Below are 18,754 nucleotides of genomic sequence, written 5' to 3'. Positions count from 1 at the left end.
CCGCCTAGCAGACCTTTGCCCTGCACAAAAAATCTAATCCAACACCCGCGCTTCATCCATCAACATCACGGGAATGCCATTGCGAATAGGAAACGCGACATTCGCACTCTTGCTGACCAGCTCTTGCTTTTCCGCATCATACTTCAGGGTGTCTTGGGTCATCGGACAAACCAACGCCTCTAGCATCTTAGGATCGAACTGCGTTTCGCTCATTGCATGACCTCTTCACTTGATCCGCCGCGCAGCGAATACTCGATCAAAGTCATCAACGTTTCACGGCGGGTGGTCAAGGAAGGGGCCTCTAGCAAAGCTTGCTTGTCCTCAGGCTCGAACGGGCACAGCATCGATAGTGAATTGATCAGCAACTCATCTTCTGCTTCGCCTAAACTTTCCCAATCGGTGGAAAGGCCAGCTTCGGTCAGATAGCGGCCCAGCGCGTCCATAAACACGGGGCGATCAAAACCGGGGTCTTTTTCGACAGGTCCCAAATCATGCTCGAACCCTTGCCAAGCGACTTTGCAACGGCGGTAGGGCGCAAAACCCTCAACCTCTTCGATAACCCGAAATCGCGACGCTCCCGCCAGCGTGATCATATAGCGGCCGTCATCAGTTTCGGAAAACGCGGTAACCTTGCCTGCACACCCAATCGCATGCAGCCTGTTGCCACCATCAGCGGCCTCATAGGGCTGGACCATTCCGATCAACCGCGAGGACGTTTTCAGCACATCATCCAGCATCGCCAGAAAGCGCGGCTCGAACAGATGCAACGGCAAGCGCGAACGCGGCAAAAGCAGCGCGCCGGGCAGTGGGAACACGGGGATTGTGTCAGGCAGGTCAGTCTTTGAAATCATGACCTATAAGTAGTCCGAAGATTGCATCAGGCAAATATCAAAGATGATAGTTTACGTCGCCCGTTCAGCACAATCGGGTCTTTTGCTTCGCGCGCGTCGAAAATCTTGAACAACTGCGCCTTTGCGGCACCCTCATTCCATTCCCGATCACGGCGGAACAGCTCTAGCAATTGGCCCACCGCCTCTTCGACTTCGCCATTTGCATGCAGGGCCACCGCGAGATCAAAGCGCGCCTGATGATCGTCGGGGGCAGCATCAACCGCCGCCTGCAATTCAGCCACAGGACCTGCATTCGCTGCCTCACGCGCCAGTGTGATTTGCGCATGAACCGCTTCCAACAAAGGATCGGTGGAAATCTCGGCTGGTGCGCCGTTCAGAACTGCTTCGGCCTGATCGACATCGTCCAGCGCCAGATAGGACCGGACCAAACCTGCATAGGCAGGCGCATTGGCTGGATCTTCTTGCAAAATCGCGGCGAATGTTTCGGCGGCGTCGGTTGCTTCGCCATCTTGCAACATCTGCTCTGCGGCCTCGATTGCGGCTGTTAGACCATCATCTTCCGGCTCGCCAGCAAGGGCTGCGATCTTTTCGACGAATGCGTCAATCTCTGACCCGGGCAGCGCGCCTTGGAAACCATCAACAGGTTTGCCTTGGAAAAACGCATAGACAGTCGGGATCGATTGAACCTGCAACTGGCCAGCATAGGCTTGGTTTGCGTCCACGTCGATCTTAACCAGCTTCACGCGGCCACCAGCCTTTGTCACTGCCGCCTCAATTGCAGGTCCAAGCGTTTTGCATGGACCGCACCAAGGCGCCCAGAAATCGACGATCACGGGAACGGTCTGAGAAGCCTCAATGACATCCACCACAAAGCTCGCGTCGGTCGCGTCTTTGATCAGGTCAGCGGCGGGGGCCTTTGGTGTTCCGTCCAATTCGAGCATGGGTCGTCTCCTTCAACTGATGTTGCCCCTTATATGTGCGCTCTGGTCGCGAAGGCCAAGGGGTCAAACGTGCTTTACCATTGCGGGACCTGCACATAGCCTGAGCGCATGGTAAAAACAGTTCTCACATTCGGCGATAGCAACACCTACGGGACGCCGCCTGCACATGCGCGCGGGGAAAATCGGCGCTTTGACCCTGACTTGCGTTGGCCGGGCGTATTAGCGAACGCACTTGGTTCGGGTTGGACGGTGCTTGAACAAAGCCTGCCCGGGCGCACAACTTGTTTGGCGGACCCAATTATGGGCGTGCATATGGATGGGCAATTGGGGCTGCGCATCGCATTGGAGAGCAACGGACCTATTGATGTATTGACGATCATGCTTGGCACGAACGACGCGCAGACCCACCACGCGCGCAGTGCCGAACAGATTGTTGGCGGACTTGCCTCCCTTCTCGCTATTGCGCGATCGGAACCTTACCAGACGCGGCATGGCGGCTTTGACATTCTGCTGATCGCGCCGCCACCGATTTTGGAACAAGGCACTTACCGCGATACTGCGATGGGCGCGGCTGAAAAATCGCAAGCCTTCGCCCCGATGATCGCAGCACTCGCCGCACATTGGGGGATCGCTTTTCTGGATGCAGGCGCGATAATCGGGTCCAGCCCCATCGACGGGATACATTTCTCTGCGGACGATCACGCGATCCTTGGCGCCGCCGTCGCACAAAAAGTCATTCAACTATGAGCCGCCCAAAACTAGGCGCTATTGCCGTCATGCATCATGAAGGGCGCATCTTGTTAGTCAAACGCCGCAATGAACCCAACGCGAATACGTGGGGTTTTCCGGGCGGGCATGTGGAACTGGGCGAGACCGCAATGGACGCCGCCGCACGCGAACTTGCGGAAGAAACCAGTATCGTCGGCACGCCACTATCATACCTGACGAATATCGACGCAATCACACGCGATGCTGCGGGTACGGTACAATTCCACTATTTACTGGCAGCAGTCGCTTGCCGCTATGAAAGCGGGGAGCCGCAAGCCGCCGATGATGTCAGTGATGCTGGTTGGTTCCACCCCAACGAAGTGCAAAACTTGCGCCAAAGCCCGAACCTGCAAACGATCATTGACCTGTTGGACATCTAGTTGGTCACAGCCACCATCGGACCCAATTGAAATCCAAAGTCGCTACGGCCCAATTCGCGCGAATACAGCCGCGAAACCTTACCATCGAAATAAAGCGCATTCGGCAACCTAAGATAGTCGCGAAACAAGCTACCAAACTCGTGAAACGTCACGCTGTTGTTTGAAATCGCAAAGACTACGGTGCCACCATCAGCAGACGTACCCACGCCATTGCGAATAAAGCGCGAGGTGCTGTCGATTAAGAACCGTGGATGCAGCGCACCATCAATCACCAGCATTGGACCCGATTGAGAGGCATCGCGGCAAACAGGCGCTTTATCCAGATATTGCAATGTCTCATAGACCTGCGCGTTCCCATCATTGATGCAAAACACACCGTTAGGTAGCAAGCCGAAGTTGCCGGGACCTGCGTTCGGGATAACGCGCATCACTTCGACGCCATTCTCGACATAATGCCCCACAGGACGGCGATCATCGTGATACATGCCCGCGTTCATCGCAAAATCAAGCTGGGTCACATCAGGCAGCGCTGCGATTGCACTAAAACTGCCAATCACCGCATCATCGGCGTCTTTGTAAAACAGGCGCAAATTCTCGGACGCGGAATCAACGGTGCAAAGCGTATAGCTGTTGCCCCCGTATTCAATATCTTCGCAGGTCACCGCAGCGGCAGGCGCCGCCCATACTAACAATAGGGCAATCAGCCCGCGCATCAGTCGTCGATATCCTGACGCACGTGCCCTTCTGCAAGCAACGCACGCGTGGCGTCCATCTGATCAAAGGTGCCGTCAATTTCGAACCGCAATTCGGGCGCAAACTTCATCGTGCCACCTTTGACGACCAAATGCCGGATTTCATAACGGTTGCGGCGCAAAGCAGACAACGCCTCTTCTTTGCCATCGCCACCAAGCGGTAGAATAAACGCCGTAGCGATGCTGAGATCTGGTGACATCCGCACCTCGCCCACTGTGATCGACATACGCTCTAGTTCTTCGTCATGGACATCGCCACGCTGAAGCACTTCTGAAAGGGTGCGACGGATCATTTCGCCCACGCGCAGCATACGCTGTGTGGGGGCTTTGCCGTCTCTGTTTGAATTCTTAGCCATGACCGTCATGTAATCGCAGATTACCCTATTGCCAAGCAAGGCTTTGCGTCACGCGCGATCCACCGCTAAGACGGGGGTCAGGATAAAGGAACGGACCAATGACAGACACACCAGGCATCGTGATTACCGGCGCATCAGGCCGAATGGGGCAAATGCTCGTTCAATCGGTGATGGCATCGGATAAATGCCGCCTTGTGGGGGTGCTTGAGCGGACCGGACATGACTGGGTCGGCCAAGACATCGGCACTGCAATGGGTGGGCAACCCGTTGGCGTCACAGTCACCGACGATGCAGTCGCGGTTTTCGCAAAAGCCCAAGCCGTCATTGATTTCACGGCACCTGCGGCCACGGTTGCCTTTGCGGGGTTGGCCGCACAAGCCCGCGCCGTACATGTGATCGGCACAACCGGCCTATCCGAGGATGATCTGAAAGCGATTAATGCCGCCGCCCGTCATGCGCCGATCGTGCGTGCAGGCAACATGTCCTTGGGCGTGAACCTTTTGGTGCAACTGACCAAAAAAGTCGCCGCCGCCTTGGACGAAGATTTCGACATCGAAGTGATCGAGGCGCATCATAACAAAAAAGTTGATGCACCGTCCGGCACAGCCTTGATGTTGGGCGAAGCAGCAGCTGAAGGCCGTGGCGTGTCTCTGGCTGACGTCAGCGACAGTGGGCGTGATGGGATCACAGGTGCGCGCAAACGCGGTGACATCGGGTTTAGCGCCATTCGCGGCGGCGATATCGTCGGCGAACATGACGTCATGTTTGCAGCCGCAGGCGAACGGATCGTGCTGCGCCACCTTGCGACAGACCGCGCGGTTTTTGCGCGCGGCGCGCTAAAGGCCGCCCTTTGGGGTCAAGACAAAGCACCGGGTGAATATGATATGCTAGACGTTTTAGGTCTGTAACGCTCCAAACTGATCCACAGCGCATGAGGGCACGTACAAAGGACGTTGAACGTTAACCGAGGTGCCCCAATGAAGTACGTTGCCCTAGCCCTGATCGTCGCAATGACTGCCGCGCCTGCGCTGGCGGACGGCTACGCGCCAGTTAAGGATGAAAGTACTTTTGTGTCTCTCACCCAAGGCAAGGAACTGCGTAACTTCTTTTACGGTATTCGCCTGAACGTATCTGAAGAGGGCACCATTGCGGGCTCTGCCATTGGTTGGGACATCGTCGGCACATGGTCTTGGCGGGACGGTTATTTCTGCCGCGAAATGTCATGGGGCGGCGACCCCATCGCCTATAACTGCCAACTGGTCGAAGCACGCGGCGATGACCGCATCCGCTTTACCGTTGATCAAGGTACAGGCGATTCTGCGTCATTCCGCCTGCAGTAAGTTAACCAAGTCCGGACGATCCGAACCGCAATATGACTGGCACGACCAGTTCTTCCTCATCCACTAAATGACGATCCAGCAGGCGTTCCAGCTTGCGTAATTCCTTTTGGAACTTGCCTGCGCCTTCATGCAGCTTGGCAGCATTGTCGCTGCTGTGAATAACGCCGTTTGCGCCGCCAACAAAATCCGACAAGAAGCTATCCAGAGCGTGATGATCCTTGTCCAAGATATCAAAGCCGCGCTGAATGCGGCGGTCTTTGGTGGCGAGTTTCGGAAAATAGTAGGTGTCTTCGATCGTGTGATGTTCGTGCAAACCATTCACAAACATGCCGCCATACTTGGACAACAGGCCTGCGTACCGCTCTGGCGCGATTTTCTTGTCCAATAACGCCTCGGTCGCGCTGCCCATCTCGCCCATCAAACGACGAAACATCAAATGACGGTCCAGCCAGAATTTCACTAAACCGTCAAAACCGGGGTCAAGTTCCCATCCATCGCGCGGGTATTCCTCTAGCAACACGCGCAAAGCGTCCGGCAGTTTTTTGCGTTGCTCTAGTGCGAGGTTGCTCATGGTTTTTCCTTCCGACGACTGTGCCAAACGGCAAGTGGCCCTGTTTCTTGCCAACCCGTGGCTAATGCTTCGGCCAGATCGTCACCGCGCTCGTAGCCGACAACAGGTTTTCCCTGCCCGAATGCAGCGCAAAGTGCTGTCGCCGCAGGGCGCGCGTTTGCGCCAAAGCTGTTCGATAGCCCCACGCAATCCCGCGAAAGGTTTCCGATCACCCCCGCATCATAATCATCATCCGCTTTACGACCCCAAATGGCGACATCGCTGCGTTCCAGAATCGTATCAAGAAACTGCCGTTGACCACTGGGCGAGGTATCACGCCAAGCGTTTTCCCAAGCCTCGAGCGCCATTGGCGTCGCGATCTTTTCCCAGCCAGTCGTATCTGCCTGAACTTCTGGAGAATGCCAAAGCCAACTGGCCTCGAACAATTTGGCCAGCCCAAAACCGGATAGATCATGCATGGCAAATGCGTCTTTGACACCAAATCCTTCAAGCCCTGCAAAGGGAGCCACGATGTTCGGGATCGGCGCATCCGGCGACGCCAAAGTTACCCAGCCATGAAAGGGCGGCGGCGGGTCAATCGCACGAAAACCAAACGCATCGCGTGCATAGCGTAATCCCCGTATATCCCACATCATCGCATACCAATCGACGCTATTGCGGACAGCCTTCAAAACGCGTGGATCAAGCATCAATAGTCCCGTTCGTAAAACAAACCCACGCCAGTTTCACCGTCTTGGTTCACGCTACCTTTCGCAGTGACAGTGTCAGTCACATCAAGGTTCAGGTTGATCTCGGTATCGCCTTGGCTGGTAATCGTGACATCCGTATAGACGTTATCGGACAGGTATTTGCCTGCACGTACCGCCGCGTTGCCTTCATCATCCGTTGTAACGTCGAAATCATCTAACCCGATACTTTCGCGCAAACGGTCCAATGCACCACCTCCGCGCCCTGCAAGCGTGCTGATCGCCGACGCAAGTTGTACGGCCTGCAACGGGCTAATGCTTTGCAGATCGCGTCCAAAGATCAACTGCGACAAAACTTCGTCCTGCGGCAATTCCGGAACCGAGATAAAGCTGACCTCTGGCGCGCCAGCTGGTCCTTCGACGACGATACTGATGACGGTGCCATTGTCGGTCTCTGTTGTCGCAACAAGGCGAATGAACGGAGCAAAATCACCCTGCAGGCTGGCCACACCTTCGGTCAATTCAAAGCGTTGCTGCAAGATATCAATGCGGCCCCGTACCAGCGAAAAGCGCCCAACAGGGATCACATCGGCAGAGGTTCCGCCGATCGTCAGGCTACCGCCCAATTCCGCGTCTAAACCGCGACCACGAATAAAGATCCGCGATGGGGCATTGATGACGATATCTAACGGGAAAGCGCGCCCGCTTCCGCCACCGCTGGACGGTTCACTTCCGTCAGACAACAGCCCAGCCCGCCCAAGCGTTTGCCGCACGGCTGCTGGTGTGTTGACGTGGATCACATCTGGCAGTGCGCCAAGACTACTGATCGACGAAGACGGCACTTGCACATCTGTCTGTCCAAGCTCCAGCCTACCTGCAATGCGTGCGCCGCCCTGCAAAGGTCCGTTCAAGGTGATCGCGCCGGATACTTCGGTGCGGTAAAGTTCGGGATCCTGCAAGACCACGTCATTCAACGAAATGGTAATGTCTGCCTGGTTTGTACCGGTTAGCGCCAAGGGGCCGCTAATCGTTATCCCACCGCCGCCTTCGACGCGGGTCGTTAAGTTGATTTGTGCTGTGCCATCGCGCAAAGCGACCTGCCCCCCAATATCGGTCAGTGCCTGCCCCAAATTTGGTGCCGCAAGCCGTCCGTTTGAGAACGTCACCTGACCGCCTAAAGACGATAGCGCAGGTGGGCCATTCACGTTCAGATCAAAATTCGCAAGCCCGCTCAGGCGACGCGGATCAAGGGCCGCATTGGCAAGCGCTAGGGGCGCGCTGCCATCCACATCAATTGCCAGAATTCCGTCCTGACCAATTTGTCCAACAATCGTGGCCCCAAGACCGCCCGGCCCCGTTCCCGTCGCATCGATGCCCCAATTTCCGGCTTCATCCAATGATGCTGAGCCCGTCGCGCGAATTGGGCCACTGATCTGATCGGTCAGCACACCAACATTTCGCAAACTAGCGTTAAACCGGCCTTGCCCAAAACCAGCAGCACCGTTCAACGCGCCAACGATCGACACCTCTCGCGTGGAAACCTCGAGCGTGCGCACGCCCAGCACGCCGTCTTGCAGCCCAATCGTGGCGTTGATTCGACCGGTTCCCGCCAAAAGCGGATCTACAGTCGCATTGCCGATGCCTAAGTCCTCACTGCGCAAGTTCAATTGCGTTTCAAAGCGGGTCAGGTCGGGCAGAATGCTGCCCGAAGCAGTCAGATCAATCTGTCCGGAAATCTGCTGTCCAACTAGATCGGCGAACGCGGCAAGGCTGTCCACTTTGGCTGAAACTTCGCCGGTCACTTCACGGCTTTGCGCCGCAGACGCGACAATAGCGTCCAGAGCAATGTCGGCCCCAGCACCCAAAATCTGCAACTGGGTGGCAGTGGCATAATCAGGTGCAGGCTGTGCCTGAAGATTAAGGGTAATCGGACCGGATAAGCTGGGATCCAGCAAAGCCGCATCGTTCAAACGGAACATAATGTCAGCCTCATTTGACCCGTCAAGGGTCAGCGATGCGTCCCCTGCCAAGGACAATGCAGGCGTGCGGATATTCAAATCACTGAACTGCACATCTTCTGCAGCCGTCCGCGCAACGCGTCCTGCAACTATGCCCGCCCCAGCCAGCAAAGGATCAACGCGGTCGATGCCTGTCATAAGGTCTTGGGTTTGGCCGTCCAAAGTGACCTCAAAGCGCGATCCGTCGCTTAGCAACACGCCACTTGCCGCGAGCGTCACCGACCCAGACAAAGGCCGCCCAGCTATTTCTGCGTAGCGGGTTAGATCGCTGATCTGCGTTGATAGTTCAGCGTTCACCGTCTGGCCAGCTTCGGTCGGGCTCACTGTGCCATTTGTTGCGAACTCAGTGGCAGGACCGGTCCCTTGCAACGTAAAATCAATCGCACCGTTTTCGCGCTGGGATACATCGCCCGTGATGGTTGCAGGGCCTGAAATTCCGTCCAGCACCAACCCTACATCAACCAATCGGGCGCTAAGGCGGGCATCCGCACCCGCGCTGGTTAAATCAGCAGAGGCCGTGATTTGCGCGGCGTCTGTCCGCACAGTCAGGCTTTCCAGTCGTGTCCCTTGCGTATCGCGCACCACGTTCGCCGTGATGGTTCCAACCCCTGTCAAGACGCGATCCGCTTCAGGAATACCGACAGACAAGTCATCGGTTTCACCGGACAGGTTGATATCAAACAAACCATCAAGTGGCGTCGCTTGGGCGATAACGTTGACCTTTGCACCGCCATCAATGTCCTGCCCGATCAAGGTCGAAAACCGCCCCAAACCAACGATCTGCGCATCAAGAACTGCGGCAACTTCAAAGCCAGCATCGGGTCCAGCAATCGTGCCTTCGATGCGCGCATCAAGGCCCGCACCCGTCAGGGTCAATTGTGAAATATTGGTCACGCCATTCTCAATCCGCGACGCGACTAGCTCTCCGCCGACCGTATCACCAAAGGCGCGCGCAGCGCCGGCATCGTCCAGTTGCAAACCAGAGGCCGCATATTGCAGACGGGCTGTCAACGCCCCGGTTTGCGTACCAGCACCAGCTTGCAGCAGTCCGCCACCTTCCAAGGTCAACGCATCAATCTTGAGCCCCGGACGGGTGAAGCCCTGAATGGCAATGTCAGCGTTCCAATCGTCACCAACTGCCGCATCAAAACCCACGACAAGGTCCATGCCGTCAACAAAAGTCTTCGGGCCTGACAAAGGCAACAGCACTGGCTCTTGACCCAATGGCGTGATGCCACCGCGCAGGTCGATCAGCTCTGGCCAACCTTGGTTATCAAGGGTCAAACGGCCATCCAAAGCCACACGACCCGCATCCAGCGCCAAGTTAGGCACTTCAATCCGGCCATCATCCGATCGAATGACTTCGGCACTTAGGCTTGCATCATTGCCAAAAAAGCTTTGGTAGTCTGGTGCAAACAAGGGCGAAATGTCGCCAGCAATATCAAGCGTTATTCTTTGTGTGTCCTCAACCGCCGCTAATGCAAACGTCCCGCTAAGGCGGTCTTGCCCATCAGTCGCAATCGCCAAAGTCGCCGCATAATCATCCAAGGGTGCCGCCCCTGCGATTTCCAACGCAACAGCAGGACGGCCGGGCAGATCAAGCAACCTTGCTGCGATCCCATCAGGGCCTTCTTCTAGCTTAAGCAGCAGATCAAGCACGCGAGTTGCATTGACGTAGCTACCATTAATCTCAAACAATCCGGTCTTGTCGCCAAGGCGGGTCGCCACAATATTTGCGGCCCCTTCGCCATCACCAAGCTGCGCATCACCCGTCAGGGACACGACAATCGGCTCGCCCAAAAACGATGCACCCAGTTCAATCCGCGCGATATCAAGCTGATCCAACGAAATGCTGACCGGCAGCTCTGGCAGGGAAAACGGCTGTGCCTCTGGCGCGGGACCGGTGTCTTCGGACAACGGAGCACGATCGACGATGATCCGCGCGGCACTCAATTCTTGCACATCAATTGCACCGCGCAAAAGCGCTCGGCGATTCCAGCTTAACACGATATCTTCAAGCGTCAGCCATACGCCGTCCGCATCAGCGATTGTCAGTTGCTCGATCGTCGCTTGCGAACTTAGCGCGCCAGCAAAACCTACGATATTCACGTCACGACTGGCGCCTGACAGGTTCTCTTCGATTAAATTGGTCAGATAACCTTTGTCTTCGTCTTCTTGGGTTTGCGCCGCCACCACGTGTGGTGCAAATACCAAGATGCATATGATTAAAAACCGCATCAAAACGCTTGCCCAATTCCAATATAAACCTGCAACGCAGAACCCGCGTCATCGCCGCTGGCTTGCGTACCTAGATCAAGCCTGATCGGCCCGATCCCGGTTTCATAGCGCACACCGATACCTGCGCCTGCATGCCAATCGCCCTCTTCACCGGGTTTGGCAGTGCCACCGATATGGCCGATGTCATAAAACCCAACCAACGAAAGGCTTTCGCGGATCAGATATCGCGCCTCTAGCTGCGCACCGACAAACGACGTTCCACCCGTCGTCACAGTTTCCATGCCTTGCACGGTATCAAGACCTAATGACTGATACGGTTGGCCCCGCACTGTGCCGCCGCCACCGGAATAGAACAGGAAGTCTGCGGGCGCTTGGGTCACCGAAGCGCCCATCACGCTGCCCACTTGGCCACGCGCGGCAAAGGTCAGTTTTTCAGCCTCGCCCACGGTCAAGAACCCACGTGCATCACCGAAAAGGCGTGCACCCGCGATATCACCGTCAATGCTGATAAACGGCGTTGTATTTATATCGAGGAAATAACCGTTGCGGGCATTCGTCGGCACATCACGGCGATCCAAAGTGGCATCCAACGGCAAAGTCAAAAGCGTATAGGCGCGCTCTTCCAAATCGGTAACTTCGCGGGCGCGCAGCAGGCCAACACCAGCACGAACAGTGAGGTCGTCACCCAGGGTGCGGGAAAAACCAGTCTCAAGCGCGATTTTGTCCAGCAGGAATTCCGGCTCATCTTCGCGCGAAATTTGACCAGAGATGAAATACTCCGTGTCTGGCCCAAATGTCGCCGGACGGGTCAGGTTCGCCCCGATGCTATAATCCACGCCGCCCGTTTCGCCTGAAATGCCAGAAACTTCGATGTCCGTGCGAAATCGTTCAGCTCCGCGTAGGAAATTCCGGTGCAGCCAGAATGTCGACAGGGTCAGCCCTTCGATGCTCGACAGCTCCACCCCGAATCCAAGACGACGCAGTTTTGCATCAGACAATTGCGCAGTGATGTCCAATGTATCGTTGGGACCGATCGCTTCGCTTTCGGTCAACGAGACGCTTTCAAAAGTGCCGGTACGGCGCAATCTGCGTTCAGCGGTTGCGATGGCAGCAGGCGAATAAACTTCGCCTACAGGCAAACCCGCAATCTCGCGCACGCGTTCTTGCGTCACGATACGTGGGCCAGAAACCTGCAGTTCGCCAAACGTCAGTCGCGGGCCGATATCCAAGGCGACATCAACATCCAATTTCGCATCCGCATGGCGCGCAATAATCGACTGATCGGCGACTTCTGCCTTGGCATAGCCAAGTTCCCGCCAACTTAGGACCGCGGCACTAACGGCCCCGCGAATGTTGCCGGATTCTGCATTTCGACGTGGCCCAAGGTCTTCTGCAATCGTGGTTTGTGGAGGCAATGGCGCGATTCTAACTTCACCGAACTTAAAACGCGGGCCGGGCGTCACTGTAATCACGACCTCGTTAATCGCGCTGGGAGCAGCCAGAGGTGCAATATTCGCGGCCTCAATCCCGTCCACTGTAATCGATATCTGTCCGCCATAGTATCCTTCGGCGTAAAGCGCAGTCAGCAAACGGCGATAGTCTGCACGCGCGGCAGCTATATAATCTTGTGGGGCGGCAGTTTCATCAAGAGCGCGCAACAAAGACGCCTCAGACAACACACCACGCGCCGCGTCAGAGACAAGCCGCACGTCCTGTGCCGCCGCACCTGACCCTGCAAACGCAAGGATCGCGGCAAGCTGCATGCATTTACCGGGCAATTTCGCTATTTTACAAAGGCAATTGATGACTTTTTCACTCATTTAATCTTTTTACCCACCCAACCATAGAATGACCATTCACATTGCCGCAATCAGCATTTTCTAGCTATTTTCGCTACCTGATTATGTCTAGGATAGTGTGATGAAAGACATTGTCACGCCTGAACAAATGCCACTCCGCCCCCCTGCAACCGTGATGCGGTTGCGGCGGATGGGTGCATCATTCCCTACCCGTTTGTCATTCTTGCGGACGTTAATGCGGGCTTTGGCCGCCGAGGACGTCAAAGTCACGCGCCCCGTTTGGGAAATGAACGCCGATGGATTTGGCCATGCGACCTACACCCTGAATTTTGGCGGACACGATTATACTTTGGTGGCGGTTTCCACCGATTTACCGCCCGAACTGCGCACAGACCGCGTGATCGCGACGGCATGGGACACAGCCTATGTGCTTTACGACGGCATCCCTACCGCCGATGAAATTGCCCGCATTGTCGCCAGTGCGCCTTTGCAAGAGGCGGCGCGTTTTACGGCCCGCGATCTGGTCTTAAGCCGCGCCAACAAATCCGTGCGCCTGTTTGATCACGTCACTGAAGCACTCTGTGCGGGCCGCCAACCTGATCCCGTCAAGATCCGTGAAACCGGTTATCTTATGCGTACAACAGCCGTCTACGGAAACGGTAAATTCGGCATCGCCGATCGCGGACATATCGCCGATAGACCCGGTATGGGCGGCCCCTTTATGGCTGAAATGCTGACTGTCTGGCTGATCCGAGGGTTCACGCACGATCTGGCTGAACACGTCGGCGGCGCAAAACTATCACGCGAAGCCAAACGGCATTTGGGCATCGGCAATTCAACCGGTTTGGGCATGGCCCCGTTCTTGGTGAACCACCCGATGTTGCTGGATGCATGGATGCAAGTGCGCGAAACGGCGCTTGCGCGTGTGCGCGCCGTTCCCAGCTTGGACGGCGAACAGATCAGCCGGATTTACGAATTGGTCACACGCGCGGCGCAGCATTTGGCGGAATGGAACGTACCTGACCCAATTGCCGCTGACCGGATTGAAACAATGCGACGCGAGTGGCCGCAGTTCGCAGCAACCTTGACCCCGGATGCGCTGATGGGTCCGCAGCCCATCCACACCATCCTGAATCAAAGCGCACAGTTCTCAATCGACAGCCAAGAACTCATCGCCGCTTTGATGCTGGAACCCTTCGGCGACCTGATCGATGGCCTGACAACCTGTATGGCGACGCCGTTTAGCCCCACGTTAGACCCGTCAATTCCCTGCAGCGAGCTCAAATCGCTGATTGATCAAGACTGGAATTGGGCCTGTTCGATTGACTATAATGATGCCCGCGCATGCGCGCAATTTTGGTATGTTTCCGAAGAAAAGCTTGAGCCAAGGCTGGGCAGTCGGCACATCGAAGATGGGGCAGATCGCGAATCCCCACTGGATATTGCGCGGCAGGTCAAAGCTTTGGCGCAAGATATTCCTGACACCGACATTCCGGTCGGGCGTTTCCTTGTTGATCACCCCGCACACCGCGCAGCTGCACGACGCGTCCAGACACTAGGGCGGCATGCCTATGCGGAAATCAGAGACAATCTGATCAGCCATGATTGCCTTCCAATAGACCTTTTGCGCTGCAAATTGGCATACTTTGGGGCGGCCAAATTCGATCCCAAATCCGACCGATGGACAAGGATCACTTTGGCCCAAGGTGCGCCTTTGTTTGATGAACTCGACAACGCGGATGACTGGTGGCTGCCAGTCGCGCCAATCTGATGCTGGCGCTTAACGAGATTGGCAGCATGGTGCAGAAAGCAGCACGCGGTGCGGGCATCCCGTTGGGTCAAGCCGAAGATTTGGGCCGCATCGCAATCTATTTGGCAGGCACTGGCGGGAATGTCAGCGCCGTCACCCGCGCCCTGCAAGAACCCGCAACAACTGTCGACATGATCTGGAGCAGCGATGCCGTTTCAGTAAAGTCCGGACCCGCAGCCTTAATCGGGGCAATCATCCGCGACGCATTTGCGATGGGATATGACGCCGCTGTGCTGGCAGATTTGGACCATGCCCCATTGGTCGGTGCGTTTCTGGCCGAAAGCGGTGTGGCGCTCAGATGGGACGGGCGGGTTTTGAAGCGCAGCGATACCACCGTTCTGCAGCCCGCCTGTAGACCTGTCACAATTCCTGCCGCTGACTGGGATGTTTGGGGGGTGTATGCCGCCGAAACCTATGTGCCCGAAACAGAGGCCTCGCGTTTAGTCGGCGCAGGTGCAGGCCTGAACGACAACGACTAACCTTGCGCAAACGGGTCCGTTGGATAGCGTACATGCGCCAAGTACAAGCCGTGAGGCGGGCTAACCGGTCCGCACGCCGCGCGATCCTTGGCCGCCAACGCCTTGCTTACATCATCAGGCGTCCATGATCCCGCACCAACACGTTCCAACGTGCCCACAAAGCTACGGACCTGATTGTGCAAGAACGACCGTGCGCGGACATGAAAGTGATATTCGGTGCCGAACGCGCGTGGGAACGCCTCGATCCGCAACTCATCCAGAGTTTTCATCGGGCTTTTGGCCTGACAGATCGTTGACCGGAACGTCGTGAAATCATGGTGACCCACCAACCGGTTCGCGGCCTCTTGCATCGCATCAAGATCAAGCTGGCGCTTTACGCACCAATACTGCCCCGCCTCAAACGTTAGCGGCGGACGGCGCGCGATCACGCGAAACAGATATTGCCGTTCAAGTGCACCAAAACGGGCATGAAAATCATCCGCGACCCGGGCACAGCCCACAATCGCGACAGGGTTCGGTTTGAGGTGATAGTTCAACGCCTCTGACAAACGAAACGGGTCCCATTCGCGGTCCATATCACAATGGGCGACCTGACCGGTCGCATGTACACCTGCGTCCGTGCGACCTGCCGCCGCAATCGCATGTTCGTGGGGTTCGACCTTGGCCAAGGCGTCCTCGATCGCACCTTGTACCGACGGGCGATCAGGCTGTTTCTGCCACCCTGAAAAAGGGGCACCGTGATATTCGATAAGAAGGGCATAACGTGGCATCCCACCCGACTAGGGGGAGGAACACGCAAAATCAATCCCTACACATCGCAGCGATGCATCCCTATCTTGCTTTCAAGCTTAGAAAGGGCATCCAATTGGTAATCGCCGCAATCGCTGATCAAATCGCACGCACCGCAGGTGGCGTCAGCGATACGTTAAAAGCCCCGTTCAGCGAACCGGTGATCCGGCTGGGCGTGACCGGATTGTCGCGCGCTGGCAAAACCGTCTTTATCACGTCGCTTGTGGCGAACCTGATGGATCGCGGACGCATGCCCCAGCTAGAGGCGGCAGCAAACGGCGCCATTCAAACCGCATATTTGCAGCCGCAACCAAACGACACATTGCCGCGGTTCAATTACGAGGCCTATCTGGCCCAACTGACCGCGCCCGCCCCCAGCTGGCCGGATGGCACCCGCCAGATCAGCGAACTGCGCGTTTCAATGCGGGTCCAACCACGCGGCCTGCTTTCAACATTTTCCGGCCCTCGCACGGTTCATATCGATATTGTCGACTACCCCGGTGAATGGCTGCTGGACCTTGGATTGCTTGAACAGAACTTTGCGGAATGGTCGCGCGCGGCACTTGAACGCGCAGCAGGCAGACCCGGTGGCGACGCCTATGTAACACGGGTCGCAGATATCGACCCGGACGTTCACCTCGACGAACCGGCAGCACAACACCTTGCCACGCTCTTTACCGCCCACCTGCAAGATGCGCGTGCGGCAGGGTTTTCTGACTGCTCACCCGGACGGTTCTTGTTGCCCGGTGATTTGGCGGGATCACCCGTTCTGACTTTTGCACCTTTGCCGGACGGTAAATACCCGCGCGGTTCATTGGGCCGCGAATTTGAACGGCGCTTTGAAAGCTACAAACGCAACATCGTACGGCCGTTCTTTCGGGATCACTTTGCAAAGATCGACCGCCAGATCGTGTTGGTTGATGTGCTGGGTGCGATCCATGCAGGCCCCGCCGCACTGGATGATTTGCGCAGCGCTATGGCGCGAATCCTTGGCGCGTTCCGGCCCGGCCGAAATGATTTTCTGGCGCGTATCTTCAACGGTCGCAGGGTAGAAAAGATCCTGTTCGCCGCCACGAAAGCCGACCACCTACACCATAGCCAACATCCGCAACTGACCAACATCACCAAGGCATTGCTGCGCGAGGCTGTAGATCGCGCTGATTTTGCAGGCGCAAAAACAAGTGCCATGTCGATCGCGGCACTGCGCACCACTGTCGAAGACACGATGATGCATGACGGCATTGAACTGGACGTGGTGCGCGGGCAACTGTTGGACACTGGCAAGCAAGCGGCCTTTTATCCCGGCGCATTGCCCGATGATCCAACGCAGCTTTTATCGACTGCGCGCGCTGGTGCAGAAAAATGGTTGGATGCCGACTACGGGATCATGCGATTTGCCCCAGCCGTTTTGTCCCGCAGACCGGGCGACGGCCCCCCGCATATTCGGCTAGATAAAGCGGCACAATTTCTGTTGGGGGACCGCCTATGACACGTGGACCAATCCTGTTCGATCTGGATGACGAAAAGGCAGCAAGGCCCGACATTGCGCCAGCTGTGCCAGACCTGTCCGATCATCCTCAAGGGGCGGCTATGCAACACGTCGCAGCCATCGCTACACACCGCCCCTCGCGGCTAGCGCGGTGGTTCTGGTCGCTGGCATTGGCGCTGACCAGTTTCGTGGTTTCGCTGGCCGCTTGGGACTATGTGAACGCACTTTTGGCCCGCTCGCCCATCTTGGGCGGGATTGCGACTGGTCTGATCGCGCTGCTTATTGGCGTTTTGCTGATCATCAGCTTGCGCGAACTGGCCGCTTTTGGACGCTTGCGCAAAATCGACCGCATTCAGCACAGCGCAAAAGACGCACATGCATCAGGCAAACTCGACGCTGCGCGCGCAGTGATCAGCCAGCTTGAACAGCTTTACGGATCACGTGACGACACGGCGTGGGGACGCGCCGAACTGAAATCACGGCAAAGTGAGATCCTGGACGCGGAGGGGCTTCTTGGCTTGGCCGAAACCACCCTTCTTGCACCACTTGATGCACGCGCCCAACGCGAGGTCGAAGCCGCCGCACGCCAAGTAGCTACCGTCACAGCAATCGTGCCGCTGGCACTTGCAGACTTGTTCACAGCATTGACGGCAAACTTGCGGATGATCCGTCGCATCGCACAGATTTACGGGGGGCGTAGCGGCACATTGGGCAGCTGGCGTTTAACGCGCACCGTACTGACGCATCTGGTTGCTACAGGTGCCGTGGCCGTTGGTGATGATCTGATCAGTTCCGTCGCAGGTGGCGGTATACTATCAAAAGTGTCGCGCCGCTTTGGCGAAGGCGTGGTGAACGGGGCTCTGACCGCAAGGGTCGGCGTCGCAGCGATCGAAGTCTGCCGCCCACTGCCATTCCAGAGCGTCAAAAAACCAAGCGTCAGCGGATTGGTCAGCCGCGCGCTTAGCGGGCTTTTTGGACGTTCTGCCTAGCGGATTTCAGCGGGCTTTGTTGCGCCATAAACGCGTTGTTCGCGTATCAGCAGAAAGCCGGTCTAAAATATCGTCAACCTTTGGAAATCGATTTTCCAAACCTTCACGATGCTGCGCAATATAAACGATATTGTTGTCTGCCTCGGGCCGTTTTTTAGCTGCCTTGAAGCGGGAGTTTTTGAGTGTGAGTGGTAGCAAAGCATATCCTTTCGCGGTTTCGTGACCATTGACCGTTGTCGCCAAGGCGACCGAACTGAATACATCTTTAAGGTTAAGTCCCGTGACCGAATATGCCAAGACCTTATCGCGAATTCTGATGAAATATTTAGGATAATTTTAATAATAGGCAGCAAGAACCTTTGATTGCCTAAGTTTTTTTATTTATTTCCATATACTTAGGCAATTACTCCTTAGCGACTATGTGCGCAGCCTCACTTCCAGACTGAAGTGGTCCCATTAATTCGGACAGCTTTGCGGTTCAGCTAAGATGTAATCGGG

The 18,754-nt window shown here is 56.4% G+C and carries 19 protein-coding genes; 8 read left to right on the top strand and 11 right to left on the bottom strand.

Translation table 11 applies throughout. From position 1 onward, the window contains the following. Window positions 1–33: 33 nt before the first annotated feature. The 3 genes from QZ197_RS07915 to QZ197_RS07905 are packed head-to-tail and all read right to left on the bottom strand — an operon-like array spanning window position 34 to window position 1,792. On the bottom strand, window positions 34–213 hold the full coding sequence (locus QZ197_RS07915) for a Trm112 family protein (RefSeq protein WP_296431351.1): 180 nt from the start codon (window positions 211–213) through the stop codon (window positions 34–36). Then, the gene (locus QZ197_RS07910; RefSeq protein ID WP_296431350.1) at window positions 210–851 is read right to left on the bottom strand and encodes an LON peptidase substrate-binding domain-containing protein; all 642 of its coding nucleotides are present in this window, start codon (window positions 849–851) and stop codon (window positions 210–212) included. The genes QZ197_RS07915 and QZ197_RS07910 overlap by 4 nt, the downstream gene beginning before the upstream one ends. A gap of 26 nt (window positions 852–877) precedes the next feature. Then, on the bottom strand, window positions 878–1,792 hold the full coding sequence (locus QZ197_RS07905) for a co-chaperone YbbN (RefSeq protein WP_296431349.1): 915 nt from the start codon (window positions 1,790–1,792) through the stop codon (window positions 878–880). A gap of 108 nt (window positions 1,793–1,900) precedes the next feature. On the opposite strand from QZ197_RS07905, the gene QZ197_RS07900 reads away from it, so the two are divergent. Together QZ197_RS07900 and QZ197_RS07895 are read left to right on the top strand one after the other, a co-directional pair. After that, the gene (locus QZ197_RS07900) at window positions 1,901–2,539 is read left to right on the top strand and encodes an SGNH/GDSL hydrolase family protein (protein ID WP_296431348.1); all 639 of its coding nucleotides are present in this window, start codon (window positions 1,901–1,903) and stop codon (window positions 2,537–2,539) included. Further along, window positions 2,536–2,940: an NUDIX hydrolase gene (locus QZ197_RS07895; protein ID WP_296431347.1), complete on the top strand. Its 405-nt coding sequence runs from the start codon at window positions 2,536–2,538 to the stop codon at window positions 2,938–2,940. The genes QZ197_RS07900 and QZ197_RS07895 overlap by 4 nt, the downstream gene beginning before the upstream one ends. Here QZ197_RS07895 and QZ197_RS07890 read toward each other — a convergent pair. Together QZ197_RS07890 and rbfA are read right to left on the bottom strand one after the other, a co-directional pair. After that, the gene (locus QZ197_RS07890; protein WP_296431346.1) at window positions 2,937–3,653 is read right to left on the bottom strand and encodes a phosphodiester glycosidase family protein; all 717 of its coding nucleotides are present in this window, start codon (window positions 3,651–3,653) and stop codon (window positions 2,937–2,939) included. The two genes, QZ197_RS07895 and QZ197_RS07890, sit on opposite strands and share 4 nt — an antisense overlap. Next, window positions 3,653–4,048: a 30S ribosome-binding factor RbfA gene (rbfA, locus tag QZ197_RS07885; protein ID WP_296431345.1), complete on the bottom strand. Its 396-nt coding sequence runs from the start codon at window positions 4,046–4,048 to the stop codon at window positions 3,653–3,655. Before rbfA ends, QZ197_RS07890 begins: the two co-directional genes overlap by 1 nt. Window positions 4,049–4,146: 98 nt before the next feature. Here rbfA and dapB point away from each other — a divergent pair, with 98 nt between their 5' ends. Continuing rightward, entirely contained in the window at window positions 4,147–4,956 is an 810-nt protein-coding gene (gene dapB / locus QZ197_RS07880) for a 4-hydroxy-tetrahydrodipicolinate reductase (protein WP_296431344.1), read from the top strand. A gap of 69 nt (window positions 4,957–5,025) precedes the next feature. Then, on the top strand, window positions 5,026–5,388 hold the full coding sequence (locus QZ197_RS07875) for a dihydrodipicolinate reductase (protein WP_296431343.1): 363 nt from the start codon (window positions 5,026–5,028) through the stop codon (window positions 5,386–5,388). A gap of 1 nt (window position 5,389) precedes the next feature. Here QZ197_RS07875 and QZ197_RS07870 read toward each other — a convergent pair whose 3' ends face one another. From QZ197_RS07870 to QZ197_RS07855, 4 genes are read right to left on the bottom strand one after another with little or no spacing between them, the layout of a single operon-like run. Further along, window positions 5,390–5,959, bottom strand: a complete 570-nt coding sequence (locus QZ197_RS07870; RefSeq protein ID WP_296431342.1) for a hemerythrin domain-containing protein — start codon at window positions 5,957–5,959, stop codon at window positions 5,390–5,392. Continuing rightward, window positions 5,956–6,648 carry a hypothetical protein gene (locus QZ197_RS07865; RefSeq protein WP_296431341.1) on the bottom strand — a complete coding sequence of 231 codons (693 nt, stop codon included), beginning with the start codon at window positions 6,646–6,648 and terminating at the stop codon, window positions 5,956–5,958. The genes QZ197_RS07870 and QZ197_RS07865 overlap by 4 nt, the downstream gene beginning before the upstream one ends. After that, window positions 6,648–10,901 (bottom strand): translocation/assembly module TamB domain-containing protein, encoded by a 4,254-nt coding sequence (locus tag QZ197_RS07860; protein ID WP_296431340.1) that lies wholly within the window; start codon window positions 10,899–10,901, stop codon window positions 6,648–6,650. Before QZ197_RS07860 ends, QZ197_RS07865 begins: the two co-directional genes overlap by 1 nt. Further along, on the bottom strand, window positions 10,901–12,721 hold the full coding sequence (locus QZ197_RS07855) for a BamA/TamA family outer membrane protein (protein ID WP_296431339.1): 1,821 nt from the start codon (window positions 12,719–12,721) through the stop codon (window positions 10,901–10,903). Before QZ197_RS07855 ends, QZ197_RS07860 begins: the two co-directional genes overlap by 1 nt. A 100-nt stretch (window positions 12,722–12,821) precedes the next feature. Here QZ197_RS07855 and QZ197_RS07850 point away from each other — a divergent pair, with 100 nt between their 5' ends. Beyond that, window positions 12,822–14,471, top strand: coding sequence for a hypothetical protein (locus QZ197_RS07850; protein ID WP_296431338.1), 1,650 nt, complete (start codon window positions 12,822–12,824; stop codon window positions 14,469–14,471). Beyond that, window positions 14,447–14,989, top strand: coding sequence for a DUF3726 domain-containing protein (locus tag QZ197_RS07845; RefSeq protein WP_296431337.1), 543 nt, complete (start codon window positions 14,447–14,449; stop codon window positions 14,987–14,989). Before QZ197_RS07850 ends, QZ197_RS07845 begins: the two co-directional genes overlap by 25 nt. Here QZ197_RS07845 and truA read toward each other — a convergent pair. Beyond that, complete coding sequence (gene truA, locus QZ197_RS07840; RefSeq protein WP_296431336.1) at window positions 14,986–15,759, bottom strand: tRNA pseudouridine(38-40) synthase TruA; 774 nt, start codon at window positions 15,757–15,759, stop codon at window positions 14,986–14,988. The two genes, QZ197_RS07845 and truA, sit on opposite strands and share 4 nt — an antisense overlap. A gap of 95 nt (window positions 15,760–15,854) precedes the next feature. Between truA and QZ197_RS07835 the strand changes: the two genes are divergently transcribed. Together QZ197_RS07835 and QZ197_RS07830 are read left to right on the top strand one after the other, a co-directional pair. Continuing rightward, window positions 15,855–17,267: a YcjX family protein gene (locus QZ197_RS07835; protein ID WP_296431352.1), complete on the top strand. Its 1,413-nt coding sequence runs from the start codon at window positions 15,855–15,857 to the stop codon at window positions 17,265–17,267. Next, window positions 17,264–18,256 (top strand): TIGR01620 family protein, encoded by a 993-nt coding sequence (locus QZ197_RS07830; protein WP_296431335.1) that lies wholly within the window; start codon window positions 17,264–17,266, stop codon window positions 18,254–18,256. The genes QZ197_RS07835 and QZ197_RS07830 overlap by 4 nt, the downstream gene beginning before the upstream one ends. Before the next feature lie 6 nt (window positions 18,257–18,262). On the opposite strand, the gene QZ197_RS07825 is transcribed toward QZ197_RS07830, so the two are convergent. After that, window positions 18,263–18,553 carry a hypothetical protein gene (locus QZ197_RS07825; protein ID WP_296431334.1) on the bottom strand — a complete coding sequence of 97 codons (291 nt, stop codon included), beginning with the start codon at window positions 18,551–18,553 and terminating at the stop codon, window positions 18,263–18,265. Between the last annotated feature and the right edge of the window lie 201 nt (window positions 18,554–18,754).

The sequence above is a fragment of the Yoonia sp. genome (assembly GCF_017854415.1).
In the GTDB taxonomy this organism is placed as follows: Bacteria; Pseudomonadota; Alphaproteobacteria; order Rhodobacterales; family Rhodobacteraceae; genus Yoonia.
The sequence above is the reverse complement of the archived record's forward strand: the minus strand, read 5'-3'. Positions and strand labels throughout refer to the sequence as shown.

Bases quoted from the DNA above. Each gene is read 5' to 3' on its own strand.
- QZ197_RS07915 (WP_296431351.1), bottom strand. From the start codon at position 213: ATGAGCGAAACGCAGTTCGATCCTAAGATGCTAGAGGCGTTGGTTTGT.
- QZ197_RS07910 (WP_296431350.1), bottom strand. From the start codon at position 851: ATGATTTCAAAGACTGACCTGCCTGACACAATCCCCGTGTTCCCACTG.
- QZ197_RS07905 (WP_296431349.1), bottom strand. From the start codon at position 1,792: ATGCTCGAATTGGACGGAACACCAAAGGCCCCCGCCGCTGACCTGATC.
- QZ197_RS07900 (WP_296431348.1), top strand. From the start codon at position 1,901: ATGGTAAAAACAGTTCTCACATTCGGCGATAGCAACACCTACGGGACG.
- QZ197_RS07895 (WP_296431347.1), top strand. From the start codon at position 2,536: ATGAGCCGCCCAAAACTAGGCGCTATTGCCGTCATGCATCATGAAGGG.
- QZ197_RS07890 (WP_296431346.1), bottom strand. From the start codon at position 3,653: ATGCGCGGGCTGATTGCCCTATTGTTAGTATGGGCGGCGCCTGCCGCT.
- rbfA (WP_296431345.1), bottom strand. From the start codon at position 4,048: ATGGCTAAGAATTCAAACAGAGACGGCAAAGCCCCCACACAGCGTATG.
- dapB (WP_296431344.1), top strand. From the start codon at position 4,147: ATGACAGACACACCAGGCATCGTGATTACCGGCGCATCAGGCCGAATG.
- QZ197_RS07875 (WP_296431343.1), top strand. From the start codon at position 5,026: ATGAAGTACGTTGCCCTAGCCCTGATCGTCGCAATGACTGCCGCGCCT.
- QZ197_RS07870 (WP_296431342.1), bottom strand. From the start codon at position 5,959: ATGAGCAACCTCGCACTAGAGCAACGCAAAAAACTGCCGGACGCTTTG.
- QZ197_RS07865 (WP_296431341.1), bottom strand. From the start codon at position 6,648: ATGCTTGATCCACGCGTTTTGAAGGCTGTCCGCAATAGCGTCGATTGG.
- QZ197_RS07860 (WP_296431340.1), bottom strand. From the start codon at position 10,901: ATGCGGTTTTTAATCATATGCATCTTGGTATTTGCACCACACGTGGTG.
- QZ197_RS07855 (WP_296431339.1), bottom strand. From the start codon at position 12,721: ATGAGTGAAAAAGTCATCAATTGCCTTTGTAAAATAGCGAAATTGCCC.
- QZ197_RS07850 (WP_296431338.1), top strand. From the start codon at position 12,822: ATGAAAGACATTGTCACGCCTGAACAAATGCCACTCCGCCCCCCTGCA.
- truA (WP_296431336.1), bottom strand. From the start codon at position 15,759: ATGCCACGTTATGCCCTTCTTATCGAATATCACGGTGCCCCTTTTTCA.
- QZ197_RS07830 (WP_296431335.1), top strand. From the start codon at position 17,264: ATGACACGTGGACCAATCCTGTTCGATCTGGATGACGAAAAGGCAGCA.